The sequence below is a fragment of the Legionella jamestowniensis genome (genome assembly GCF_001467745.1).
Lineage (GTDB): Bacteria > Pseudomonadota > Gammaproteobacteria > Legionellales > Legionellaceae > Tatlockia > Tatlockia jamestowniensis.
In genome coordinates, this window is record NZ_LNYG01000008.1 from 110,378 (window position 1) to 131,766 (window position 21,389).

The window sequence follows — 21,389 nt, forward strand, 5'->3', positions numbered from 1 at the left end:
CTTGCAGGGTCAGATGCTCTCGTGCAAGCACACAGTAAGTCAAAAATAAAGAATGAGCACTTAATATTCTAATAACGTCCAAATAGTATCTAACTTGCTATTATTAATTAATTTTTTGTACGATCTATAACTTAAAGTTAAAGGCAAGGATATATTGCTTATACCTTTTAGCACATATTTTGTACACGCGTGCTCTTTAAATAGTCTATATTTCATGAATTGAATAAAGAATTGTTATTCAAGATAATGAAAATAGGATCTCATGCTATGAGAGTAGACGATGTTGATGTGACCTTAATAAATTTCCTGAAATATCGTGCCGAAACTGAACCCAATCAAATTGTCTATACTTTCTTAAGTGATAAGGAGCAAAGTACATTAACCAATGCCGAGCTTTTGCAAAAAGTATCGCAAATCGCATCACAGTTATTATTAATAACCTCCAGCGGTTCAAGAGCCGTTTTATTATTACAACCTAGTCTTGATTATATCATTGCCTTTTTAGGTTGTTTAATGGCAGGAGTCGTTGCTGTCCCTGCCTATCCTCCATCCAACACCCGCCATAGCCATCGTTTGTTTTCCGTGATAAAGGATGCGCAGGCTGAGGCAATGATTACTACTTCGCAGATTTCTGAACAGTATTCCTTTGAAAACCTACGAATACTTCTAGTCGACCAATTAGAACTAATGGGTATAGATGAAACAAAATTTCCAAAAGTGACTCAAAACCAACTTGCCTTTTTACAGTATACGTCTGGTTCAACTGGTAATCCCAAAGGAGTAATGGTTAGTCATGGGAATATTCTTGCCAACACGAAAGTAATTAGCCAGCTTTTAAAAAGGGATATTAAAAAGGTGTGCTCCTGGTTGCCTCCATTTCATGACATGGGGTTAATTGGAGGTATTTTGTACCCGCTTACTGTTAAGGCGCATACTATTTTAATGCCGCCTGCACGGTTTTTAAGAAAACCTTTTCTCTGGTTAAAAACAATTAGTGATTATGCCGTTGATATTTCACCTGCTCCTAATTTTGCCTATGAATTATGCATTAATACTGTCACAAATGAAGAAAAAACGCAGTTAGACTTAACCCACTGGCAGACAGCATTAAATGGTGCAGAACCTGTCAATGCCAAAACACTTGAAAAATTTGCCCAGGTTTTCGCAGACTGCGGTTTCAAACTGGAAAGCTGTTATCCTGCTTATGGTATGGCAGAAACCACGCTTATGGTTTCAGGTAAAAAATCAGGGGATAAAACAGTTATTTTACACGTTGACAAAAATGCCTTAAAGCTTCATCGAATTAAAAAGGTGCACTCTTCACATCCAGATAAAGCCAGTTTAGTCAGTTGTGGGCGTGCTGATTTAAATCATGAAGTTAAAATTGTTAACCCAGAAACAAATGAAATACTGGGTAATTATGAAGTGGGTGAGATTATTATTGCGGGCCCTAGCGTTGCGCAGGGTTATTGGAATAAACCTGACGTAACAGAACAACAGTTTAGATTCACGCTGCATGGAGATGGGACGCACTTTTTAAAAACCGGTGATTTAGGTTTTATGGATGAAAACGGTGAGTTGTTTATTACTGGCCGATTAAAAGATTTAATTATTATTCGTGGTCAAAACATTTATCCCCAAGATATTGAGGCGGTTGTTGCCGAAGCTCACCCACAATTAATTCCGGCCGGCACTGCCGCATTTGCATTAGAGGGTGAAAAGGATTATGAGTTAGTTATTGTACAAGAGGTTCACCGGCATGCCAAAAATTTTGAGGAGATTTTCTCTGCCATTTTAAAGTCTTGCTCTGAAGAGTTTTCAATCTTACCTACACAAATTGTTTTGATCCAACAATCAACATTGTCCAAAACTTCCAGTGGTAAAGTCCAGCGAAATTTTTGTAAACAGGCTTTACAAAATCAGACGTTAAAAACTGTTGCGCAATGGCTAAGAGGTAAAGAGAATGTTTCACAAAAGGACGTTTCTGAGCAAAGCGATGATTTACAATTATGGATGAAACATTGGCTTGCCTCGGAGTTAAAGATTAATGAATATCAGATTAAATCAGACGTTAATTTTGCACACTATGGGATTGATTCATTAAGGGCTGTGCGCTTCTGTGCTGCTCTTGAGGAAAAACTTAACCAAACAATCAATCCAAGCTTACTTTGGACTTATTCAACCGTAGAACAATTTGCCAATCATCTCATGGGAAATGTTTGTGAAACAAAGGCCACGCAGTTTCAAGAACATTTATTTGAACCGATTGCCATTGTTGGGATGAGCTGTCGTTTTCCAGGCCAGGCTGATAACCCTGAAGCGTTTTGGCAATTATTGGAAAATGCCAAGGACGGTATTACCGAAGTTCCCCCTGACCGCTGGAACATTGATGATTACTATGATTCTCGCCCAACAACACCTGGAAAAATAATAAGTCGCAAGGGAGGGTTTGTTGCTAATATTGATCAATTCGATGCTGCCTTGTTTGACATTAGCCCAAGTGAGGCAGCAGCGATGGATCCCCAACATCGATTGCTTCTTGAGTTAACCTGGGAAGCATTGGAGTACGGTGGTATACCCCCTTTATCACTCCACAATACCAACAGTGGCGTGTTTATTGGTATTTCTTCTAATGACTATAGCCATCTCAGTTCGCATCCTTCGCCGGATGAAGCAAATGGCTTTTATGGTTTAGGCAATGCCCATAGTGCAGCCGCAGGTAGAATTGCTTACTTTTTTGGTACTCGAGGTCAGACACTGGCTGTAGATACCGCATGTTCTTCTTCATTAGTGGCTGTTTTCAATGCCTGCCAGGATTTACAAACCAAAGATTGTGATTTAGCCATTGCTGGCGGGGTAAATCTTATTCTTGATCCCTCGTTAAGTATTAGTTTTTCCCAAGCGGGGATGCTTTCACCCGAGGGTCAATGCCGGGTATTTGATGAAAAGGCAAATGGTTACGTCCGTGGTGAAGGAGGGGGGATTATTATTCTCAAGCGCTTAAGTGATGCAGAGCAAGATGGGAATAGAATTCTGGCTGTCATCAAAAGTGCGGTGGTTAATAGCGATGGTCATAGTAATGGAATTACTGCCCCCAGTCCTTTTGCCCAAAAAGAATTACTAGCAAAAGCACTTCATTCGGCAGGATTAACTGCAGATGTAATTGGTTATGTTGAAGCCCATGGTACAGGTACCCGCTTAGGGGATCCCATTGAATTTAATGCGTTAAAAGATGTTTTTGCTACCCGCTCACGGAAAGAACCCCTGTATATAGGTTCGGTCAAAACTAACCTTGGTCATCTTGAGGCTGCAGCCGGAATAGCCGGACTCATTAAAACCATTTTAATGCTGCAACATAAAAAAATTCCTGCCAATTTACATTTTAAGCAAGCAAATCCACTTATCCAGCTAAACGATATTCCTGCACAGGTCCCTATACGTTTAGAACCTTGGGAAACTTTTGACAATAACCTTGTACGTTATGCAGGGATTAGTTCTTTTGGATTCACAGGAACCAATGCACATGTAATACTGGCAGATGCACCCATGCCAGAAAAAGCATCTGCAGTTGAGACTATAGGGCGGCCAGTCCATATTTTAACGCTTTCCGCGCATACCCCTGAGGCTTTAAATGCCCAACGTCATAAATTATTAAGGTTTATTGAACAGGAGGAAACGCTTGATCTGGCAAGCTTTTGTCATAGCTTAAATACAGAAAGAAGTAAATTGGACTATAAGCTGGCAGTATGCTGTAGAACAGTAGAAGAATTAAAAAATCAATTGGAAACAGCCTCCATTGAACCCATGAGGCCTTATGATTTTAAAAAAATTGTTTTCCTGTTCACAGGAATGGGATCGCAATATTCGCAAATGGGTAGTGAGCTTTACTACACTCATCCTCTGTTTAAAGCTGAAATTGATTATTGTTGTCAAATGGTTAGCAAATTGTTACCAGAACCTTTACAAGAGGTCATGTTTAATCCAGAGAAAAAAGAATTGCTTAAGGAGACTCAATACGCCCAACCTGCATTATTTATTCTTGAATATGCTTTAGCGCAATTATGGATAAGTTGGGGAATTAAACCCACTGCAGTCATTGGCCATAGTTTAGGCGAGTATGTAGCTGCAACAGTTGCAGGCATGATGAGCCTGGAAGATGGGCTAAAATTAATCGTCTGGCGGGCAAAACTTATGCAAATGCAGGCCCACGGTTCAATGTTGGCTGTTGGAGTCAATCATGGCAAAGCAAAAACTTTATTAGCCACAATTCAGGAAGAAATGCCAGACAAAATTTTAGCAATAGCAGCGATCAATAGTCCAACGCAAGTGGTTTTTTCCGGGGAAGCAAGCGCAATTGAGCATTTGGAAATCCTTTGTCTATCGCAGCAGATAAAGATAACCAAACTTGATGTGGCTCATGCGTTCCATTCAGAACTCCTGCAACCGATGATTGAACAGTTTACCAACATGGCAGACTCAATCACCTACCACAAGCCAACGATGTTGGTGATTTCCAATGTAACGGGAAAAGCGCTTGCATCTGTCGATGCCACTTATTGGGCGAAGCATGTTTTTGCTACCGTGAATTTTAGTGCAGGGATTAATTACTTACTGAAAAAAGAGCATCACATTTTCTTTGAAATGGGGGCTCAACCTGTACTGCTAAGTTTTGCGATGGCCCATCATCCTCATCCCAATGAGGCACTTTGGTTTGCTTCTTTAAAAAGGCAACAGCATGACTGGATGGTTCTTACTGAAACCTTGATGTCGATTTATTTGTTAGGAGGCCCTATTGAGTGGAATTTCTTCGACAAGCCTTACGCGATTAAGTCTTACCCCAAAGTTTTACCAAGTTATTCTTTCCAGCGGGAAAAATATTGGTTAGCCATAGAGGAGAAGCCTAAAGAAGAGGATTACCTGTTAGAACGTGCTATTTACCAGATTGGTTGGGAAAAATTGCCACTCATGCCGATTAAAACCGGGATGGTATCAGGGAACTGGTTAATTTTTGCTAATGATCAAAGTATGGGCTTTGCCAATACACTTAGGCGTTGCTTCGAAAATGTAATAATAATTAAACCAGGTACAGTCTATGATCATACCCCCCAAATGGTTACTTTAAATCCTAAAGACCCCACACATCTCACACGTCTTTTTAGTAAGGTGGATTGTCCTGTAAACGTTATCTATTCATGGGGGGTTCAAAAAAAACCTTTCAATAGCGATAAAGAACTGTTTACGTTGATTCAACAGGCCTGCGCCGGTTTACTCTATTTGGTACAAGCAATAGGAAGTAAAAAAAATATCGATAAAATTCTGATAGTTACGAATTCTGCTCTTTCTCCGTTTAGCAAAGAGCGCAATCCTTTATCGGCACCGCTGGTTGGCATGTGCAAAACATTATGTGTTGAATACCCGGAATTTGCCTGTCAATTAGTCGATTTCGAAACAGCTGCTCCAGATAATGAAGTCACCACGCATTTGCTGCAATTAATAGAAAGTTATGTCGAAGAGACAATAATTGCTGTTTCTCAGGGTAACTATTACGGCCAACGCCTTGAAACCTCTTCTCTCAAAAAGCATGCCCCCTGTGAAATCGAAGCCGATGCTACCTATCTCATTACGGGCGGGTTGGGGGGGATTGGGTTTATTTTAAGTCAATGGTTAATTAAACGTGGAGCACGTCATATTGCATTGCTGGGACGTCGAGAAATGGCCCAGGTTAAAGGACAATTCGAAATTCTGGACCAGGAAGGGGCTACCATCGCTTATTTCCAAACAGATGTTAGTCAGTGTGACCAGTTAAAAAATACATTATTGACCATCCAGCAGACAATGCCTCCCCTGAAGGGTATTTTTCATACGGCTGGAATATTGGCGGATGGTTTATGGATGAGTTTAACCTGGCAGCAGTTTACGGATGTTTTTCAGGCAAAAGTGCTTGGATCGTGGCATTTACATCGTTTAAGTATCGAGCTTGATCTTAAACTGCAGCATTTCATCTTATTTTCTTCAATCAGTTCTCTGTTGGGTTCGGCAGGACAAACTAATTATGCAGCCGCCAATGCCTTTCTTGATGGATTGGCACACTATCGCCACCAACTGAATCTGCCTGCATTGGCAATTAATTTTGGCCCCTGGGAACAAACAGGAATGACAGTGCATCAAACACAATGCTGGTTGGATGCTGGTATCCTAAATATTACCTCTCAAGCAGGTATGGCAGCCCTGGAGGTGATGATGATGTCTTCTTCAGCCGCACAGCTTTGTTTGTTACCGCATCGTATTTCCAGAGACAATATCGTCGCATTTCCTTTGATCCATAAAAAACTATTGGCCCGAATCGTACAAGCTGATGTTCCAGAAAAAGAGGAAAAACAAAAGCATTGGCAAAAGTTAAAAGACTTAGGAAAAGAAGCGCAAAAACTTCATATTCAAGAGATATTACAGAATACCGTAAAAAAAGTGTTGCGATTAGAAAGGCCAATACAGGATAAGGATACCTTGTTATCGTTGGGAATGGATTCGTTATTAGCTGTGGATTTATTACATCAGTTAAAACCCCACTTTCCACCAGAAATAACTCTAACGGCACAAGTCCTGCTGTTTGAAAATCATTCCTTCCAAGAATTAGTGACACTAATCCACCAACAGTTGATTAAGCTGAAAGATAGTGATAGGCAGCTAAAAGAGAGTGATGGGCAACTAGTAGAAAAGAATGTAATGCTGTCAGCCAATAATCAACCGATACCACTTTCTGTTCAGCAAGTACGTATTTGGCATCATCTACAACAACAACCGAATAATCCTGCTTATGTCGTCACGTGTTTCCTTGAGCTCCATGGTTCTGTTGATGCTGACAATTTAGAAAAAAGTATACAAGCCGTTATTAACCGTCATGATATGTTGCGTTGTAGTTTTCATACGTATTTGGGAAATGTTGTTCAATATTGTCATAAAGAAGTTCCCTTCAGCCTGATACGTTTAGATGTCAGCCGTTTATCTTCTACCCAAAGGGATGTGTTTATTGATGAGGAATTAAGACGTGCAAGTGAACAACAGTTTGATGTGGCACAAGCACCTTTACTTCAAAGCGCTTTGATTAAATGCACGGATGAACGAACCATTTGGACAATGAGTATCAGTCATTTGCTTACTGACGGGATGAGTAGTCTTATCATCTTGCAAGACATATTGCATTTATACCAATTGAATAAAAAACAAAGCCATGAAGAAATTCCACCAGCGGTTTCCTATCAAGCCTTTATTAATTGGCAATTGGAAGGGCTTGTGAATGATAATTACTCTTGCAATGCTAATTTTTGGTCCAAGAAATTGAAAAATTATGAAGCGCCTTGCTTACCTGTTGATAAGCCACGACTTAATATGGCGGCAAGAACAGGTAAAAGAGAAGTTATTCCTGTGACGATAGAGCAACTTCATGTTCTACAGGAAATAGCAAAACAAAATCAAACTACGATTGCCACCATATTATTGACTATTTATGCACTCTTACTCGCCAACATGGCAAAAACTAATCATGCTTTTATTACCGTTTTAACCTCGGGTCGAGATTTAGAGGAATATAAAACAACTGTAGGTAATATTGCCAATGAAGTACCCATCATCCTTCATTACAGTTCTGAATGTCGCTTTATTGAACTTCTACATCAATTACAAAATGATTTTACTCAATCCCTTCAATATCAATATTTTCAGCCTGAACAAATGGCTGAACTTGGTTTGCCGACACCCGATACGTCGTTCGATTTTCAGGTTTTAAAACTGCAACAGTTCGATGTTGGCTTTACTATAAAACCAATTTCTTTGAAACAATCGGTCTTACCCCTTTGGGGGAGCAATCCACGTAAGTTATCCATGAAATGGACTTATGATGGCACTTTAAGCGGATATATAAAATACCGCAGTGATTTATACAAGCCAGAGACTGTCATCGATTTTGTCCAACAGTTTCTAAGAGTACTTGACGAAGTCATTAAAAAACCAACGATAACTTGCAAAGAACTTATTACTCAAATGGAGGAAATAAGGGTATGGAAAAGTTAGAAGTGATTAAAACAGCTTCGCGGGATATTTTCAGGGATTATGATATTCGTGGTGTTATTGGTGCTCATTTAAATAAAAACACTTATTTTACCTTAGGGTTGGTAATAGCTACGGAATTGCAGGAATTGTATAGGCAAAACTGTATTCTAGTTTGCCGGGATAGTCGAGAGAGTAGCGAAGGATTTTTACAAGCCTTATCCTATGGATTATCTTCAGCTGGAGTGCGCGTTATAAATATCGGTTGTTTACCTACTCCCTTACTGCATTTCGCAATGAACTTTCTTGGTTGTTCCTCGGGACTGATGGTCACGGCAAGTCATAATCCAATTGATTATAATGGATTAAAAATTGTTCTTTCAGGGACTAATTACCACGGGGGGCTGCTTGAAAATTTATATCACCGAATCGTTCAAGAGCGCTATCTCATTCAAAGCAAACCTAATGAAATAACAAACTATCATTCTGATGAAATGATTGTCCATTACATTGAAGCGGTGAAGAAAGACGTTCACTTATCAAAAAAATTGCGGGTAGTGGTTGATTGCGGCAATGCTGTAGCAGGTAAAGTGGTGCCGCAATTATTGGAGGCCTTAGGCTGTGAGGTGATTCCTTTGTATTGCGATGTAAAAACAACGTTTATTAACCATCACCCTGATCCTGCACTAGAGGAAAATTTACAAGATTTATCAAGTGTTGTCCAAGAAAGAAAGGCTGATTTGGGGGTTGCTTTTGATGGGGATGGTGATCGTTTAGGGATTGTTGATAACCGAGGAAGAATGATTAATGCTGATAAAGTATTATTGGCATTTGCTGCAACGTTATTAAGTCAGCGCACCGATGTAGCTGTAGTATTTGATATTAAATGCAGCCAGCAGTTGTCTGATTATATTACAGCGCATCATGGTAAAGCTGTTATGACTAAAACTGGTATGGCACATATTATAGAAAGCATGGTCATGCATAAGGCAATGCTTGGGGGGGAGTTTTGCGGGCATTTTTATTTTTATGATCGTTGGTTTGAACACGATGATGGAATTTATGCAGCTGCGCGTACTTTGGAAATATTAAGTCAACAACTTGATGATGCATACACATTTTATAACCAATTTCCCTCTTTAGTTTCCACAGGGGAATTAAAAATAGCCATAGCCGAGCATAAAAAACATGCCTTTATGGAGCAGCTTCTAGAGCAGGCGCCGTTTGTCGGAGGAGAAGTTATTTATATTGATGGTTTACGGGTTAAATTTTCAAATGGCTGGGGACTAATAAGGGCATCTAATACTACACCCTTCCTTACAGCCCGCTTTGAAGCAGATACTGAAAAGAATTTGCAGTTAATTCAATTACTATTTCGTGAGTTAATTTTAAGTATTGATCCTAGGCTTAAAGTCCCGTTTTAATAGAATTTTGAAATCTAGGCTATCTTGTATTATGTGAATAATATGGGATAAGGCTATAGTCTCAGGGCTTTTGCCCGAACCTAGGTATAGTTTGGGTTTGAATGATGATAAAAAAAACCATTGCTATTTTTGATTTTGATGGCACATTAACTATCGGTAGGTCGAGCCGCTTATTGTTTTTTAAATATTTAGTTGGCTCTTCGAAGCTTTTAAGAGGACTTTTCCTGGAATATTGTCAACATGGTTTGAGTAAAATAAGGCTTTTGCAAAAAAATCCGCGAGGATTTTATCTAGATAATTTGTTGCTTACCGGATTTACCCAGGATGAATTACAAAGGCAGGCGGAAAATTTCATTGCTAAGACGTTAATAAATTACCTTCGTCAAGAAGCACTTGAACGTTTATTTTTTCATCAACAGGAAGGTCATAATTGCATGATCGTTAGCGGTGCCCTGGATGTTTACCTTAAACCCTGGGCCAAACAGTACAATATAAATGAAGTCATTTGTACAGAGCTAGAGTTTGATCCCCTCACAAAAAAATGTACCGGCCGTATGTTAAATCCCTATTGTCTAGGCCAGGAAAAAGTCAAACAATTTAAAAAATTATATATGAATCGTAATGATTATATTATTTACGCCTATGGTGATAGTATTCATGATCTGGAACTATTGCAGTATGCCGACCATGCATTTTACAAGCGATTCAGTTAAGTTAATTTTACAGGTTGAATCAAGCATAATAGTCAAAATTTATAAAGTTAGTAAAACTGCTTGAGCCTCTGGAAAAAATTTTACAAATACCGTATAAAGAGGCTTATCTCGTAGCATCGATGGTTTTAATTCTTATAGAGGATGAGCGCATGACACGTAGAATGCGAATAATCGCGCTGGGGTGTATTCTATCACTTAATGCCTCGGCAGGAGAAAGTTATTTACCAGCCATCTCCCTTGAGGAAACGCAAGGCAATCGCTGGTCTATTATGGCGAGCCTGGGCTACGGGCAGTATCAACACATCTATAGTGACGATGGTCAAACACCATTAGGACGCTTAGCTGTAGGAGCAGAGTTACTAACTACTTCACAAACTGCATTCGGATTGGAAGTAGGGGTTCAGAATGGCAATCGCATGCGTGTTGCTGTTCCTGTTAACACCCTGAATATTTTAGGTGGTGTCGTTAAAACGACAGTCAAACCGATGTTGGATTTGCTTTTGACAGCAAACACTACCCCTATTAGTGAGAGTTTACTTTTTACGCAAATTAAAGGGGGTATCGCTTATCGTCAATGGCAGATGGAAACCTATTCTGTTAGTAATAAGACAGAATTGGCAGGGGAGGTGCAAGCGGGATTTGGTTATCCATTGACTGAAGTAACCAGCTTAAATCTTCTTTACCAAGGTGTTTTTGGCGGCAATCCAAAATTTCGCCAAGGTTCTTTAAATGATAACTGGCATTTTTCAAGTATTCCTGTGCAGCATGGGATATTGTTTGGTTTTTCGGTGATCGCGTAATACCTAAAAGTTATGAGATTAAATTATCCTGCGAGACTTTTAAAAATATCGCAGGATAATCAAGTTATGCTTTTTTCCAGATTACCACTTTTTGATCGTTAAGCGGCAGTGGTACATTTAAGAATGGAGGCGAAAAGAAGAGACGTAAAAACAGGACGGACACACTGCCGCCGCTACCACCAAAAATATAGCTACCTTTAACATCTAGTCCATTCGAAAATAGGTCAAAAGCTATGCCGGAGCTGGTAAATAGATTAGTTACCTTATTCCAGTCTTGGGCTTGACGTTGATAAACCATAATTCCGCCTTGCGCAATCTGACCCTCAGGTCCGGTACGAACAGGATCAGCAACCAGGGCGGTCTTTTTATTTAGAGCAACAGTAATACCTGTTAATAAGGCTTCAGGAGCATCTGAAACAATTTTTTTCTTAAAGATCAATTGTTTTCCTTGGCCTGCAACATGTGCTAGTTTATAAAGATAGGCCGCCCCCTTGATAGAGCCTGAGCCTAAATGTTCAAAAGGTGATCCTATAATAGCCCAGTTACCATTAAAGGCGATGGCAGAACCAAAGTTGTCGGCTAATAAAATATTCCCACCAAAGGAATTGGAAAAAACAGGCAAAGCCGTGGTTTGATTGCCTTGAATTTTTTGTATAAATTCCCACAGGCCATGTTTAAAACGATATAAGTAAACACTTGAATTTTGGTTTAAATGTGGAACGTTTAAAAAGGCATTGCTAATAAGCGCATATTTTCCAGAAATTTTTATAGTGCCGCCGAAAGTATCATTGGCTGATACTTCTTCAGGGTTATGGATGGTTTGAAATAATTTCCACTCACCATTTGTATATCTGAACGCATACACTACCCCAGAATTGATAAGTGGGGTATTTTCTGTACCAGTATTTTGTTGTGTGACAGCGCCAATCAAAAGAAGTTTGCCATTCTTTGTCACATCAAAGCCAATTCCTAAACCCCCTCCTTGTTCAGCAGTATATACGACTGGAGGAGCAGGAGAGACTACTGCTGGATCTGCTATAGAAAGATTTTCCAAACCAGGTGTATGTTTATCAATTGCTTGATGAAACTCATATATTCCTGAGGGATTTCTTTTATAAATTTGAAGCGATCCTGTAAAATCTTGGTTCTGTAGTATGTCATCAGAGATAGGACCGATTGGAGTTCCTGACGCTGAGAAAAATAACCAGTCATCTATTGCTTTTATAGTATTAGCACCGAGATGATCACTCGTTCCTTCAGTGATAATAGTTTGGATATAATTCCAGTTATCCCCATCTTTTTTATAAATATAGATAGCGCCTGAAGCGGTTTTTCCAGCTGGCCGCGCGATTGGTGCCGCTACAAATAGGTAGTTGTTATTATAATGAATTACATTGCCATAATCATCTTTCAATGCTGGGCTGCCTGCAATTGTAGGATTTAATGTGGCTAGCTCTTGGAAGGTTTGCGAATAACCGGATAAGGGATTGCTGAGCAACAACATAATTGACAAAACTGTCAAAAATTTTTTCATTATTTTTCTCCTTTTGAAATTTTTAAAGATCTGGTTCCTCCATGTTTACTTCAAATTTTTTTTTACACTACTTTTCTCACGATGAAAAGGAAAAATTAACGTTGGTTCCATTTTAAAAGAAAAAGAACAGACAGCAAGTGGGTTGACAGTCAATAATTTGATGTAGCAATGGGATTGAAAAATCAGCTCTTAGACTAGGCAATGTCCCTAAAGTTTTATTGAACATCATTTAATCTCGGATTGAGCGCAGCTTTTTAATTTCATCTCGATGTGCCCCCTCTCCCGCGCTAGGAGCTTTGATAGTATGATGATGTTTTTCGGGGGAGTGGGTTGGGGAGAGGGATGTCACGGATAGTCACTGATGATGAGATGTGGTCTCGATTAGAACAATTGCTTCCCCAACCTAAAGGCTGCCATGGTAAAGATGATGGGTTATTTATGGAGGCAATATGTTGAGTGCTTCGCACTGGTGCTGCATGGAGAGACCTGCCGCTGGATTCTTCAGGGGACGCTGCCTAGGTCGCCAGTAATTTTAATAGCAATTGTCATATTCAAGTTGTAGAGAAGTGAACCATTTGTATTAGAAACTTCAAGGTAATCGCTTCCATTGCCTTCTAAGAAACGAATGATATCTTCAGAAGCATTAAGATCTATTTTTAATCCATTATTTAACTCTAAGGAGACAATTTGATTTGCCGTAATTGCTTGTTTAATTCTATCAGATAATGCATTCATGGTTACTCCCTGGAGATCTATCGAAATCCCTGTGTAGTTAAATTATAGATTAGGTAAATCCTGTGAAGTGCCAGGTAATAGGTACAATTCAATAGGTCTCACTGCATTTAAGCATTGTAGACAGGTATTAAATTAAGCATCCAAAAACACAAATTTTGCTAATGTCTTGATAATAAAAGGGTTATTTTTTTATTAAGAATAAACCTTTAAGGGTAAAACTAACGCAATAAGATCAGCATGAATACAATGCGATAGTTTGATATAATCTCTTTTTTACCATCCAATAGTAGGTCGGTGTTTACAATTCATTCCACACACTACCTGCTTCGACTTGTTTGCTGGCAGGATGCTCATAAGATGGGGGCACTTTAATGAGGGAAAATGAGTTTTATGCAGGAGGGCTAGAACTGGATTTTTTTCATAGTCCTGAATTTGAAAACGTTGATGCTATAAGCGAGGATTCGGATAAAGCTGCAGCCATTGCCAGAAATGCGCTACGGATTTTAATGATGGGATGGCGCGATAATTGGCGTGAAATTCTGTCGGTTAAAGTTCTTAAAGCAATACTTATTCGTAGGGACAGGGAATTAATGCGCGGAATGCGTCTGGCGTTTCAAGAGGGTTTCTCCTATGTGTATGAACAATTAAACGCGAAAAATGAATTATCAATTGAGCAACACAGACAAGCGGAGCTCTATATTAGTAACTGCCTCACATTACTGCCCTTTAGCGATATCAATCCGTTTGAATCTATTGCTATCCCTCAGTGGATAGATAATAGATGGCATTTTGTTGATTATAAAGTTATCCCTATTGAATTGACTCCAACAAAGGGAATTAAAAAATTATTCATTCGGGATGAGGACCGAGTATTTGCCTACGCTTTAGAACCTATCACCAATAAAAAGGCGGAACCTCATCTGATATTTATGGGAACAACCTATCCGGCAGGACAGGGTTTTTCTGAGCAGATCAATACTGATTTAAAAGGATTTGATACGGTTGGCAATAAGCTATATCGGAGCGGTCGTGACCGTTTGCTGACCTGGCTTGCTACCCAAAACCAAAAGGTCCGAGTATGTGGGACCAGTTTGGGAGGCTCCTTATCATTGCTTTTAGCCATCGATCAAGGGGATAAGTTGTCTCGCGTTTATCCTTTAAATCCTGCAGGACTGTATGATTCTTGGTTTAAGAAGCATTTTGATAATTGGGATCGACTCGTTAACAAGCCGCACGTGCTTATTCAAAAGCAGGGTAATGATCCTGTTTCTCGATTTGGTGTATGGAAATCTGATTGGGATGTGGTTCGTGTAATTCCTCCCCTAGATAAGCAAGGACCCAATGAATTAGTTGATCATGCCCTTAATTATGCGGGGTTTTCTGCAACCCAATTTATCGGAGTGGATACAGAGAAAGATAATGAGGAGCATCAATATCGTAATTTTTGGCTTTATACCCTTGGCCGCGGAATTGTCTACTATTTAGGCTTACTACCTTATCATTATATTGTTCGTCCTTGCATGTATTATGCAGTGACGCATAAACTTGAGCTCTCTTTAGCCGCAGCATCAATTTTATTATTTACTTTCTCAGCTATCTTTCTACCAAGTATTATACTCCCGGCAGCCTTTTTGCTGACAATTGGCCTTCTTCCTCTGGTAATTGATACAATATTCACGTTAGGTAAAATGATTGCCACTATCTTTGATACTAAAAAAATACCGCCGGCTGCTTGTCATGACCCCAAATTAGCTCGAAATCAGGCATTAGATATTTATAACAATCACATTGAATCAACATTTACCTTGAAAGAGTTAGGAACTTATTACGATGCCAAACGTGTTCTGGTAAAAAATAAACCATTTATTCCCGAATTAGAGAAGGAAGATAAAAAAGACAAGTTTGGTGGCTTTTCTAAAAAAGAGTTACTTCAACAAAGTTTACAAAAAAATAATGAGCAAATGTTGATAACCGTCAAAAACACCAAGGCAAAAATTTACGACATGCGGCAAACTGTACGTCTAATGAATCACATTGGTTTTCGTTCCAAAGACATGTTAGTAGCTACTTTAAAAGAGAATCATGAACATTATCTGAGTGGTAAACCTAGTACCTTTCTTTTTAAATAATAACTAGTAAAACAAAACGATAAGTGACCTGTAATCGCATGCGCAATGACTACATGGATTGCTTTAAAATTTATTCATGTGTACAATATTTGAGTATTTATTCTTAATAACGTAATCATGGTTCAATATACATCTTTTCGTGACTATCTTGATAAGTATCTGCCTGGCTTTTTTACTATTCAATTAAAACAGTTTTTTAGCTTTTTACCGTTCATAAAGCCTGTAAATCCTCAACTGATTGAGTTAAGAAGGTTGGTGGAGCGGGCTAAAAGCACGCCAAATTTCTATGATTATGTAAATTATTTTAATAAATCAATCACTCATTCAGGAATTTTTTCCGGATTTGACTCTTTTATTTATTCACAAGAAGAGTTTGCTGCCTTGGAATCTGGAAAAGTTCCCTCAGCGGCTACGGTTGGCTCTAGTCTTAAAATTTTGCCTATAGTCTCAGTGAGTTCAGCCGAAAAAATAGATTATGTTAAACAAGTAGTAGACCTTTTAGAGAAACAACCTTGGCAGGTTACTCTTAATCACTTTCTTTCTTCAATTGAAGAAAAGGAAGTGATAACGCTTATTAAAAATTTTCTTTCACAATATCCTATGTTAGGACATGAACAGAAAGGGAGTTGTATTCTCTTTTTGGTTAATTATTTAAACCTGGATAAAAAAAATCTAATAAGTCAAGTATTTAATGGATTAAATAAGGAAAAGGATATTCTGCACTACCGTCAGCTATTACAAATTAAGAGTACGGTATATGTGGGTGAATTACTGGCGTCAATTGATTTATTGGGGCGACACCCTTTACATGAAAAACAAAAATATGCAGTTCAGCGTGATTTCTTGCAATTAAAGTATAAATTGCGAGACCTACGTGACGGAAAGGCAATTTATGAAATACCAGAAATATTGGCCCATTTAGAAAAAGCGTTCCGTGAATGGGAAAAAGGACATTCCATCAATGATGAAAAAACTCAGAATGTAATCGATGAAATTTATAATGCTTTACAAAATTTGAAAGACATCATTGATGATTTTGAAACAATACCAGGTTTGAAAGAAAGCTTTTTCAAGGATGAAAAAAGTGCTAGAGCAAACCTTTTACTCATGGAAGAGCGGCAAGAGTTTGCCCAAAAAATGCGGCGTGGTGAAATTGCGGTTGTGTCTATACAAAGACTCAAAGAATTGTATCCTAATGAAGAAAGCTATCAACAAGTACTCAAACAATGTCACAAATTCGGTATATCGGTTTTTGATGCGTTAGATTTAGAGCAAAAAAAACAGGCTTTACGAGAGCATAATGCCATGAAATATCTATCCTCTCAACTATGAGCTTTCCCAGGATTAGGTGAGGAAGAAAGGTTTGTAAATTGTTTTAACGTCGTAATATCTTGAATCACTTCAGTACATTGCTGTCCGCAACAAACGTAGGCACAGCATTCACCTTTTACTTCTTTTAAGGCTAAACCTTCGGGAAGTTTTCCTGCATTTTTGGGAATGGCATAGGTATGGTTATGAATATCTTGAACAATACCTTGCCAGGTTTTGATTGCTTCATTTTTACCGCGGATTACAATAATTTCTGGTGGGTTTAAATAATCATTTAAGCCAAGTAACAAGGAACAATGTTCTGCCGGGTAGCGGATTAATAAATTCCATGCCGCTTTTAAAGTTTGTTCAGCTGCATTAATGTAGCGCTTCTCACCCAGTAAATGTCCGAGAGTAAGAAGGGCACGGACTAAAATTCCATTTCCAGCGGGGATGGCATCATCGGTCATTGTTTTGGGTCGATATAATAATTTTTCATGCTGTTCAGCTGTAAAAAAGAAGCCACCGGCTATTTCATCAGGAAAATCAGTTAAAACGGTTTCAGCCAGTTCAATGGCAAATAATAAATGTTCAGTATTCCATGCTATTTCTAATGAAGTCAGTAAAGCATCCAGTAGAAACGCATAGTCATCAAGGTAGGCCGACAGATAAGCTTTCCCATTTTTATAACTAGCAAATAACTGGCGATTATTCCATAGGGTTGTTTGGATGAAGTGAAGGGTTTTTTGTGCGGAGATAATATACTTTTCTTCATTTAAACAGTGTCCTGCTAATAACATACCCTTAATCATTAGAGCATTCCAGGAGACCAAAACTTTTTCATCACGAAAAGGATGTACACGTTTATTGCGTGCTAGTAATAATTTATTGGTAGCGGAATCAATTAGCGCATTAACCTTGGAAAGGGGAATTTTCAGTAGTTTACTGATAGCCTGTGGGGATTCGTTTACATAAAAATGCCAATGGTTTTCAAAATTTGGAGCGTTGTTCAAACCATAATGTAACGAAATAACGGCATATTCGTCCTGAGTGAGTAACGATTGAACTTCTTTTTTATCCCATCGATAAAATTTACCTTCTTCTCCATCAGAGTCAGCATCGAGGCTTGCGTAATAACCTCCTTCGGGGGCTTGCATAGCCATTATTACCCAATCTGCAGTTTTTTTTACAATGGCTTTAAAAGTAGGGTCATCATACGTTTTTATGGCAAAAGAATAAATGCTTAATAGCTGACCATTGTCATAGAGCATTTTTTCAAAATGGGGAATGCGCCATTTGCGATCTACCGCATAACGGTAAAAACCACCGTCAAGTTGATCATAAATGCCTCCAGATACGATGTTTTTCAAAGTGGGTAGCACGAAAGCTGCATTATTTCTTAGCAAAAACTCAAGCTTGCTTGCTTGTGGAAATTTAGGCGCGTCTCCAAAACCGCCATATTGCCTATCATAGTTTTGCTCCAGTTGCTCCAAAGCAAAACGTAGTGGGTGGTTATTCAATGAAAGAGAAAATGTCTTATTTTGTTGTTGCAAAATACGTTTTAATTCCATACTTTGTTTTTTAATATCTTCTTGTTGCGTGTGGTATAAGTTTGCAATGACCTTTAATACAGTTTTAAAACTGGGCATTTGATAACGCTCTATAGGGGGGAAATAGGTTCCACTAAAAAATGGAATGAGATCAGGCGTTAAAAAAATAGTCAGTGGCCAACCGCCACTTTGTTGACTTAGATAATAATGTGAGGTTTGATAAATTTTATCTAAGTCAGGGCGTTCTTCTTTATCAACTTTGATATTTACAAACAGTTGATTCATCAAAGTAGCCGTTTCCTGATCCTCAAATGATTCATGGGCCATCACGTGGCACCAATGGCAAGCGGCATAACCAATAGAAAGCAAAATCGGTTTATTTTCTCGTTGAGCTTTTTTGATTGCTTTTTCCCCCCAAGGATACCATTCAACTGGATTATAGGCATGTTGTTGAAGGTAAGGACTCGGTTCTTGAAGTAAGTGATTTGCTGAAAGAGCCATAATAATCGCTTTTTAGGAAGGCTATATTGTTTACTATAGCAAACGCATTACTTGAGCCGGGATAAACAAAGGTTAAAGCTTGATCAAGCTTTAACCTTTGTTACATTACTGGTTTGGTGTTGTTGAAACTGGAGCTGAAGTTCTGCTGGGAGATGTAGTTGTCGTAGCTGAAGTTGTGTCAGCAGAAGGAGCACTTACTAAATATTTTTTTGCAAAATCGGTTCCAATGCATTCGCCAATCTTGCGCCCCCAAGTGTTGGCTGCTTCGCTGTCAATACTTGAAGGTAAGTTGGTATAATATTCAGATTGGCATTTGTCAAAGCTCGGTGCAATTAAGGTGATGCACTTTGCATTATCTATATTACGATCATCAAGCTTTTTCTTAATGGATGCATCATCGAAAAAACCCTGACAGATCATAGTAGGAGCCAACGATTTAAGCTGGGAAAACCAGGTCTCTTTAGACATATTTGCAGAGGAACTCGTTGTATTGCTGGCTGAAGAATCGGGGCTACCTGGAGGCGTCCCTACCAAATATTTTGTTGCAAAATCAGTTCCAATACATTCTCCAATTGTATGTCCCCATTTAGAGGCACTTTCTTTATTTATGGTTGCGGGCAAGCTTGAATAATATTGAGTTTGGCATTTATCGAAGCTTGCTGGAATCAAAGAGACGCACTTGGCATTATCGATTTTTAATTCTTCCATGCGGTTTTTTAAGGAAGCATCTTCAAAAAAACCTTGACAGATAACGGTAGGAGCGACTGATTTCAATTTTCCTAGCCAATCATCCTTGGTCATTTCAGTGGGGGATGCAGCTATGCTTTGTAAAGGTAATACTACTGCGCCAAAGCCTAGCGAAATAATGAGTTTGTATTTTGTTGACATTTTTATTATTCCCTTAATCGTCATCTACCACTACAAGAATAGACAAAAAATGCTATTTTTACTAAATATAAATTTATTTATTTCTCAAGACACTAAACATTTTTTATGTTTTGTTCTAAAATTTTTCATTATGTCTGTTTTTTCTGACATAAATCGATTGAGTTAATTCTATTTAAAACCTAAGTTTACAAAACGTTATTATCAAGGAAACACCATTCAAACATGCAAAAATTGCTGCGCAAATTTTATGATAGAGACACGGTTACTGTAGCTCAGGAGCTTTTGGGTAAATATTTGGTTCACCACATCGATGGTTTAAAACGCATTGGCAGAATTGTTGAGGTGGAAGCCTATTTGGGACAACAGGATCTTGCAGCACATTCCTCTAAAGGGATAACACCCCGTACAAAAACGATGTTTGGACCACCAGGGTATGCTTACGTTTATCTGATTTACGGTATCCATCACTGCGTTAATGCTGTTACTGAAAGAGAAGGCGAGGGTACAGCTGTTCTTTTACGTGCGTTAGAACCTGTTAGCAATATTACAGAGCGAACAAAAGGACCTGGCTTGCTTTGTAAGGCAATGCAAATTGATAAGCGTCTAAATGGCCATGATTTATTAAGTGATAATTTTTATATTGCGCAACCGCAGGATGCACACTCTTTTGTTATTCAAAAAAAACCAAGAATCGGAGTGGATTATGCCAAGCATTGGGCAGATAAACTGCTAAGGTTTTACATTAAGGATAATCCCTTTGTTTCCAAACCTTAATTGTTAGGAGGTAAGATGCAGCAAAGCGTTAATGGAACCGTTTTCATGAATCGCTTTAATTGCCTGGGCAAATAAAGTTGTGGCGTCGAGCACCACCACTTTCTTGTTTAACAACTGCTGTTGCACCCTGAATGGAGGAATACTATTCGTGATGATTATTTTTTCAAGGTAGGGGAGGGACAGTATTTTATTGGCATCTTTGACGAAAATACCGTGGGTAGCACACACTATAATTCGCTGTGCTCCATTTTTATGCAAGATCTCAGCAGCGAGCTTGATAGTAGTGCCAGAACTAATCATATCATCAACAATTATAACTACTCCTTTTTTAAGTTCACCAATAATTTCCTGACTGCTTGTAACGACTTCCAAATCCCTTTTTTTATCGATAAATGCTTTCCCTATTTCCCTGTGTAGTAAATTAGACAGCGTTGACCTTAATTGCTCTGCGCGCTTAAGCCCACCGGTGTCTGGAGAAACAATGGTAACTTCTTCATCTTTTATCAGGGTGGCAAGGTAGGGCGCAAAAAGGACATGGGCCTCCAAGTGTTCGGTAGGAATGCGAAAAGCATTTTGAAGGGCAGCCAGGTTATGAATATCCAACGTAAGGATGCGATCGGTACCTATCGCTTCAAGTAATTGTGCAACATATCGTAGGGTGACTGGGTCACGTGCCTGGGTTTTCCTGTCTTTGCGGGCAAAAGCAAAATAAGGAATAACGGTTGTAACCTGCTGCGCAGAAGCATCCTTTAAACTACCAATAAAAAATAAAAGGCGGCATAGTTTGTCGTGTACGCTTTGTTGATCTTCATCAAATAAAGACTGGATTAAAAAAACATCTCGCCCCCTTACATTTTCAAGAGAACGAATTTTATGTTCACCATCAGCAAATTCTATTTCTTCATGGGTAGAGAGAGGGAGTGCTAGATGCGCAGCTATTTTTTGACCCCAATCCAGTGAAGTGTTCAGTGCAAATAGTTTGATTTCCAT

Annotated in this window: 12 protein-coding genes; 7 read left to right on the forward strand and 5 right to left on the reverse strand. The window is 38.8% G+C overall.

The window, feature by feature from the left end; all coding sequences use genetic code 11:
• Positions 1 to 267 precede the first annotated feature (267 nt).
• The 4 genes from Ljam_RS02510 (at position 268) to Ljam_RS02525 (ending at position 10,980) form a co-directional block, all read left to right on the forward strand.
• Entirely contained in the window at positions 268 to 8,067 is a 7,800-nt protein-coding gene (locus Ljam_RS02510) for a type I polyketide synthase (protein WP_058448559.1), read from the forward strand.
• Positions 8,055 to 9,467, forward strand: a complete 1,413-nt coding sequence (locus Ljam_RS02515; RefSeq protein WP_058448560.1) for a phosphomannomutase/phosphoglucomutase — start codon at positions 8,055 to 8,057, stop codon at positions 9,465 to 9,467. Before Ljam_RS02510 ends, Ljam_RS02515 begins: the two co-directional genes overlap by 13 nt.
• Before the next feature lie 101 nt (positions 9,468 to 9,568).
• Complete coding sequence (locus Ljam_RS02520; RefSeq protein ID WP_065235511.1) at positions 9,569 to 10,180, forward strand: HAD-IB family hydrolase; 612 nt, start codon at positions 9,569 to 9,571, stop codon at positions 10,178 to 10,180.
• A 149-nt stretch (positions 10,181 to 10,329) separates the two neighbouring features.
• Positions 10,330 to 10,980 carry a hypothetical protein gene (locus tag Ljam_RS02525; protein ID WP_058448677.1) on the forward strand — a complete coding sequence of 217 codons (651 nt, stop codon included), beginning with the start codon at positions 10,330 to 10,332 and terminating at the stop codon, positions 10,978 to 10,980.
• Between the two features lie 64 nt (positions 10,981 to 11,044).
• Here Ljam_RS02525 and Ljam_RS02530 read toward each other — a convergent pair whose 3' ends face one another.
• Entirely contained in the window at positions 11,045 to 12,514 is a 1,470-nt protein-coding gene (locus Ljam_RS02530; protein ID WP_058448562.1) for a hypothetical protein, read from the reverse strand.
• Between the two features lie 501 nt (positions 12,515 to 13,015).
• The gene (locus tag Ljam_RS02535; protein ID WP_058448563.1) at positions 13,016 to 13,249 is read right to left on the reverse strand and encodes a hypothetical protein; all 234 of its coding nucleotides are present in this window, start codon (positions 13,247 to 13,249) and stop codon (positions 13,016 to 13,018) included.
• Between the two features lie 371 nt (positions 13,250 to 13,620).
• On the opposite strand from Ljam_RS02535, the gene Ljam_RS02540 reads away from it, so the two are divergent.
• Together Ljam_RS02540 and Ljam_RS02545 are read left to right on the forward strand one after the other, a co-directional pair.
• The gene (locus tag Ljam_RS02540) at positions 13,621 to 15,378 is read left to right on the forward strand and encodes a hypothetical protein (RefSeq protein ID WP_058448564.1); all 1,758 of its coding nucleotides are present in this window, start codon (positions 13,621 to 13,623) and stop codon (positions 15,376 to 15,378) included.
• 117 nt (positions 15,379 to 15,495) lie between these two features.
• Positions 15,496 to 16,710, forward strand: a complete 1,215-nt coding sequence (locus Ljam_RS02545; RefSeq protein WP_058448565.1) for a hypothetical protein — start codon at positions 15,496 to 15,498, stop codon at positions 16,708 to 16,710.
• Here Ljam_RS02545 and Ljam_RS02550 read toward each other — a convergent pair.
• The gene (locus tag Ljam_RS02550) at positions 16,701 to 18,737 is read right to left on the reverse strand and encodes a thioredoxin domain-containing protein (protein ID WP_058448566.1); all 2,037 of its coding nucleotides are present in this window, start codon (positions 18,735 to 18,737) and stop codon (positions 16,701 to 16,703) included. The genes Ljam_RS02545 and Ljam_RS02550 overlap by 10 nt on opposite strands.
• Positions 18,738 to 18,842: 105 nt before the next feature.
• Positions 18,843 to 19,625 carry a hypothetical protein gene (locus Ljam_RS15395; RefSeq protein WP_058448567.1) on the reverse strand — a complete coding sequence of 261 codons (783 nt, stop codon included), beginning with the start codon at positions 19,623 to 19,625 and terminating at the stop codon, positions 18,843 to 18,845.
• 222 nt (positions 19,626 to 19,847) lie between these two features.
• Here Ljam_RS15395 and Ljam_RS02560 point away from each other — a divergent pair, with 222 nt between their 5' ends.
• Positions 19,848 to 20,399 (forward strand): DNA-3-methyladenine glycosylase, encoded by a 552-nt coding sequence (locus Ljam_RS02560; protein ID WP_058448568.1) that lies wholly within the window; start codon positions 19,848 to 19,850, stop codon positions 20,397 to 20,399.
• Positions 20,400 to 20,402: 3 nt separating this feature from the next.
• Here Ljam_RS02560 and Ljam_RS02565 read toward each other — a convergent pair whose 3' ends face one another.
• Positions 20,403 to 21,389 carry a ribose-phosphate diphosphokinase gene (locus Ljam_RS02565; protein WP_058448569.1) on the reverse strand — a complete coding sequence of 329 codons (987 nt, stop codon included), beginning with the start codon at positions 21,387 to 21,389 and terminating at the stop codon, positions 20,403 to 20,405.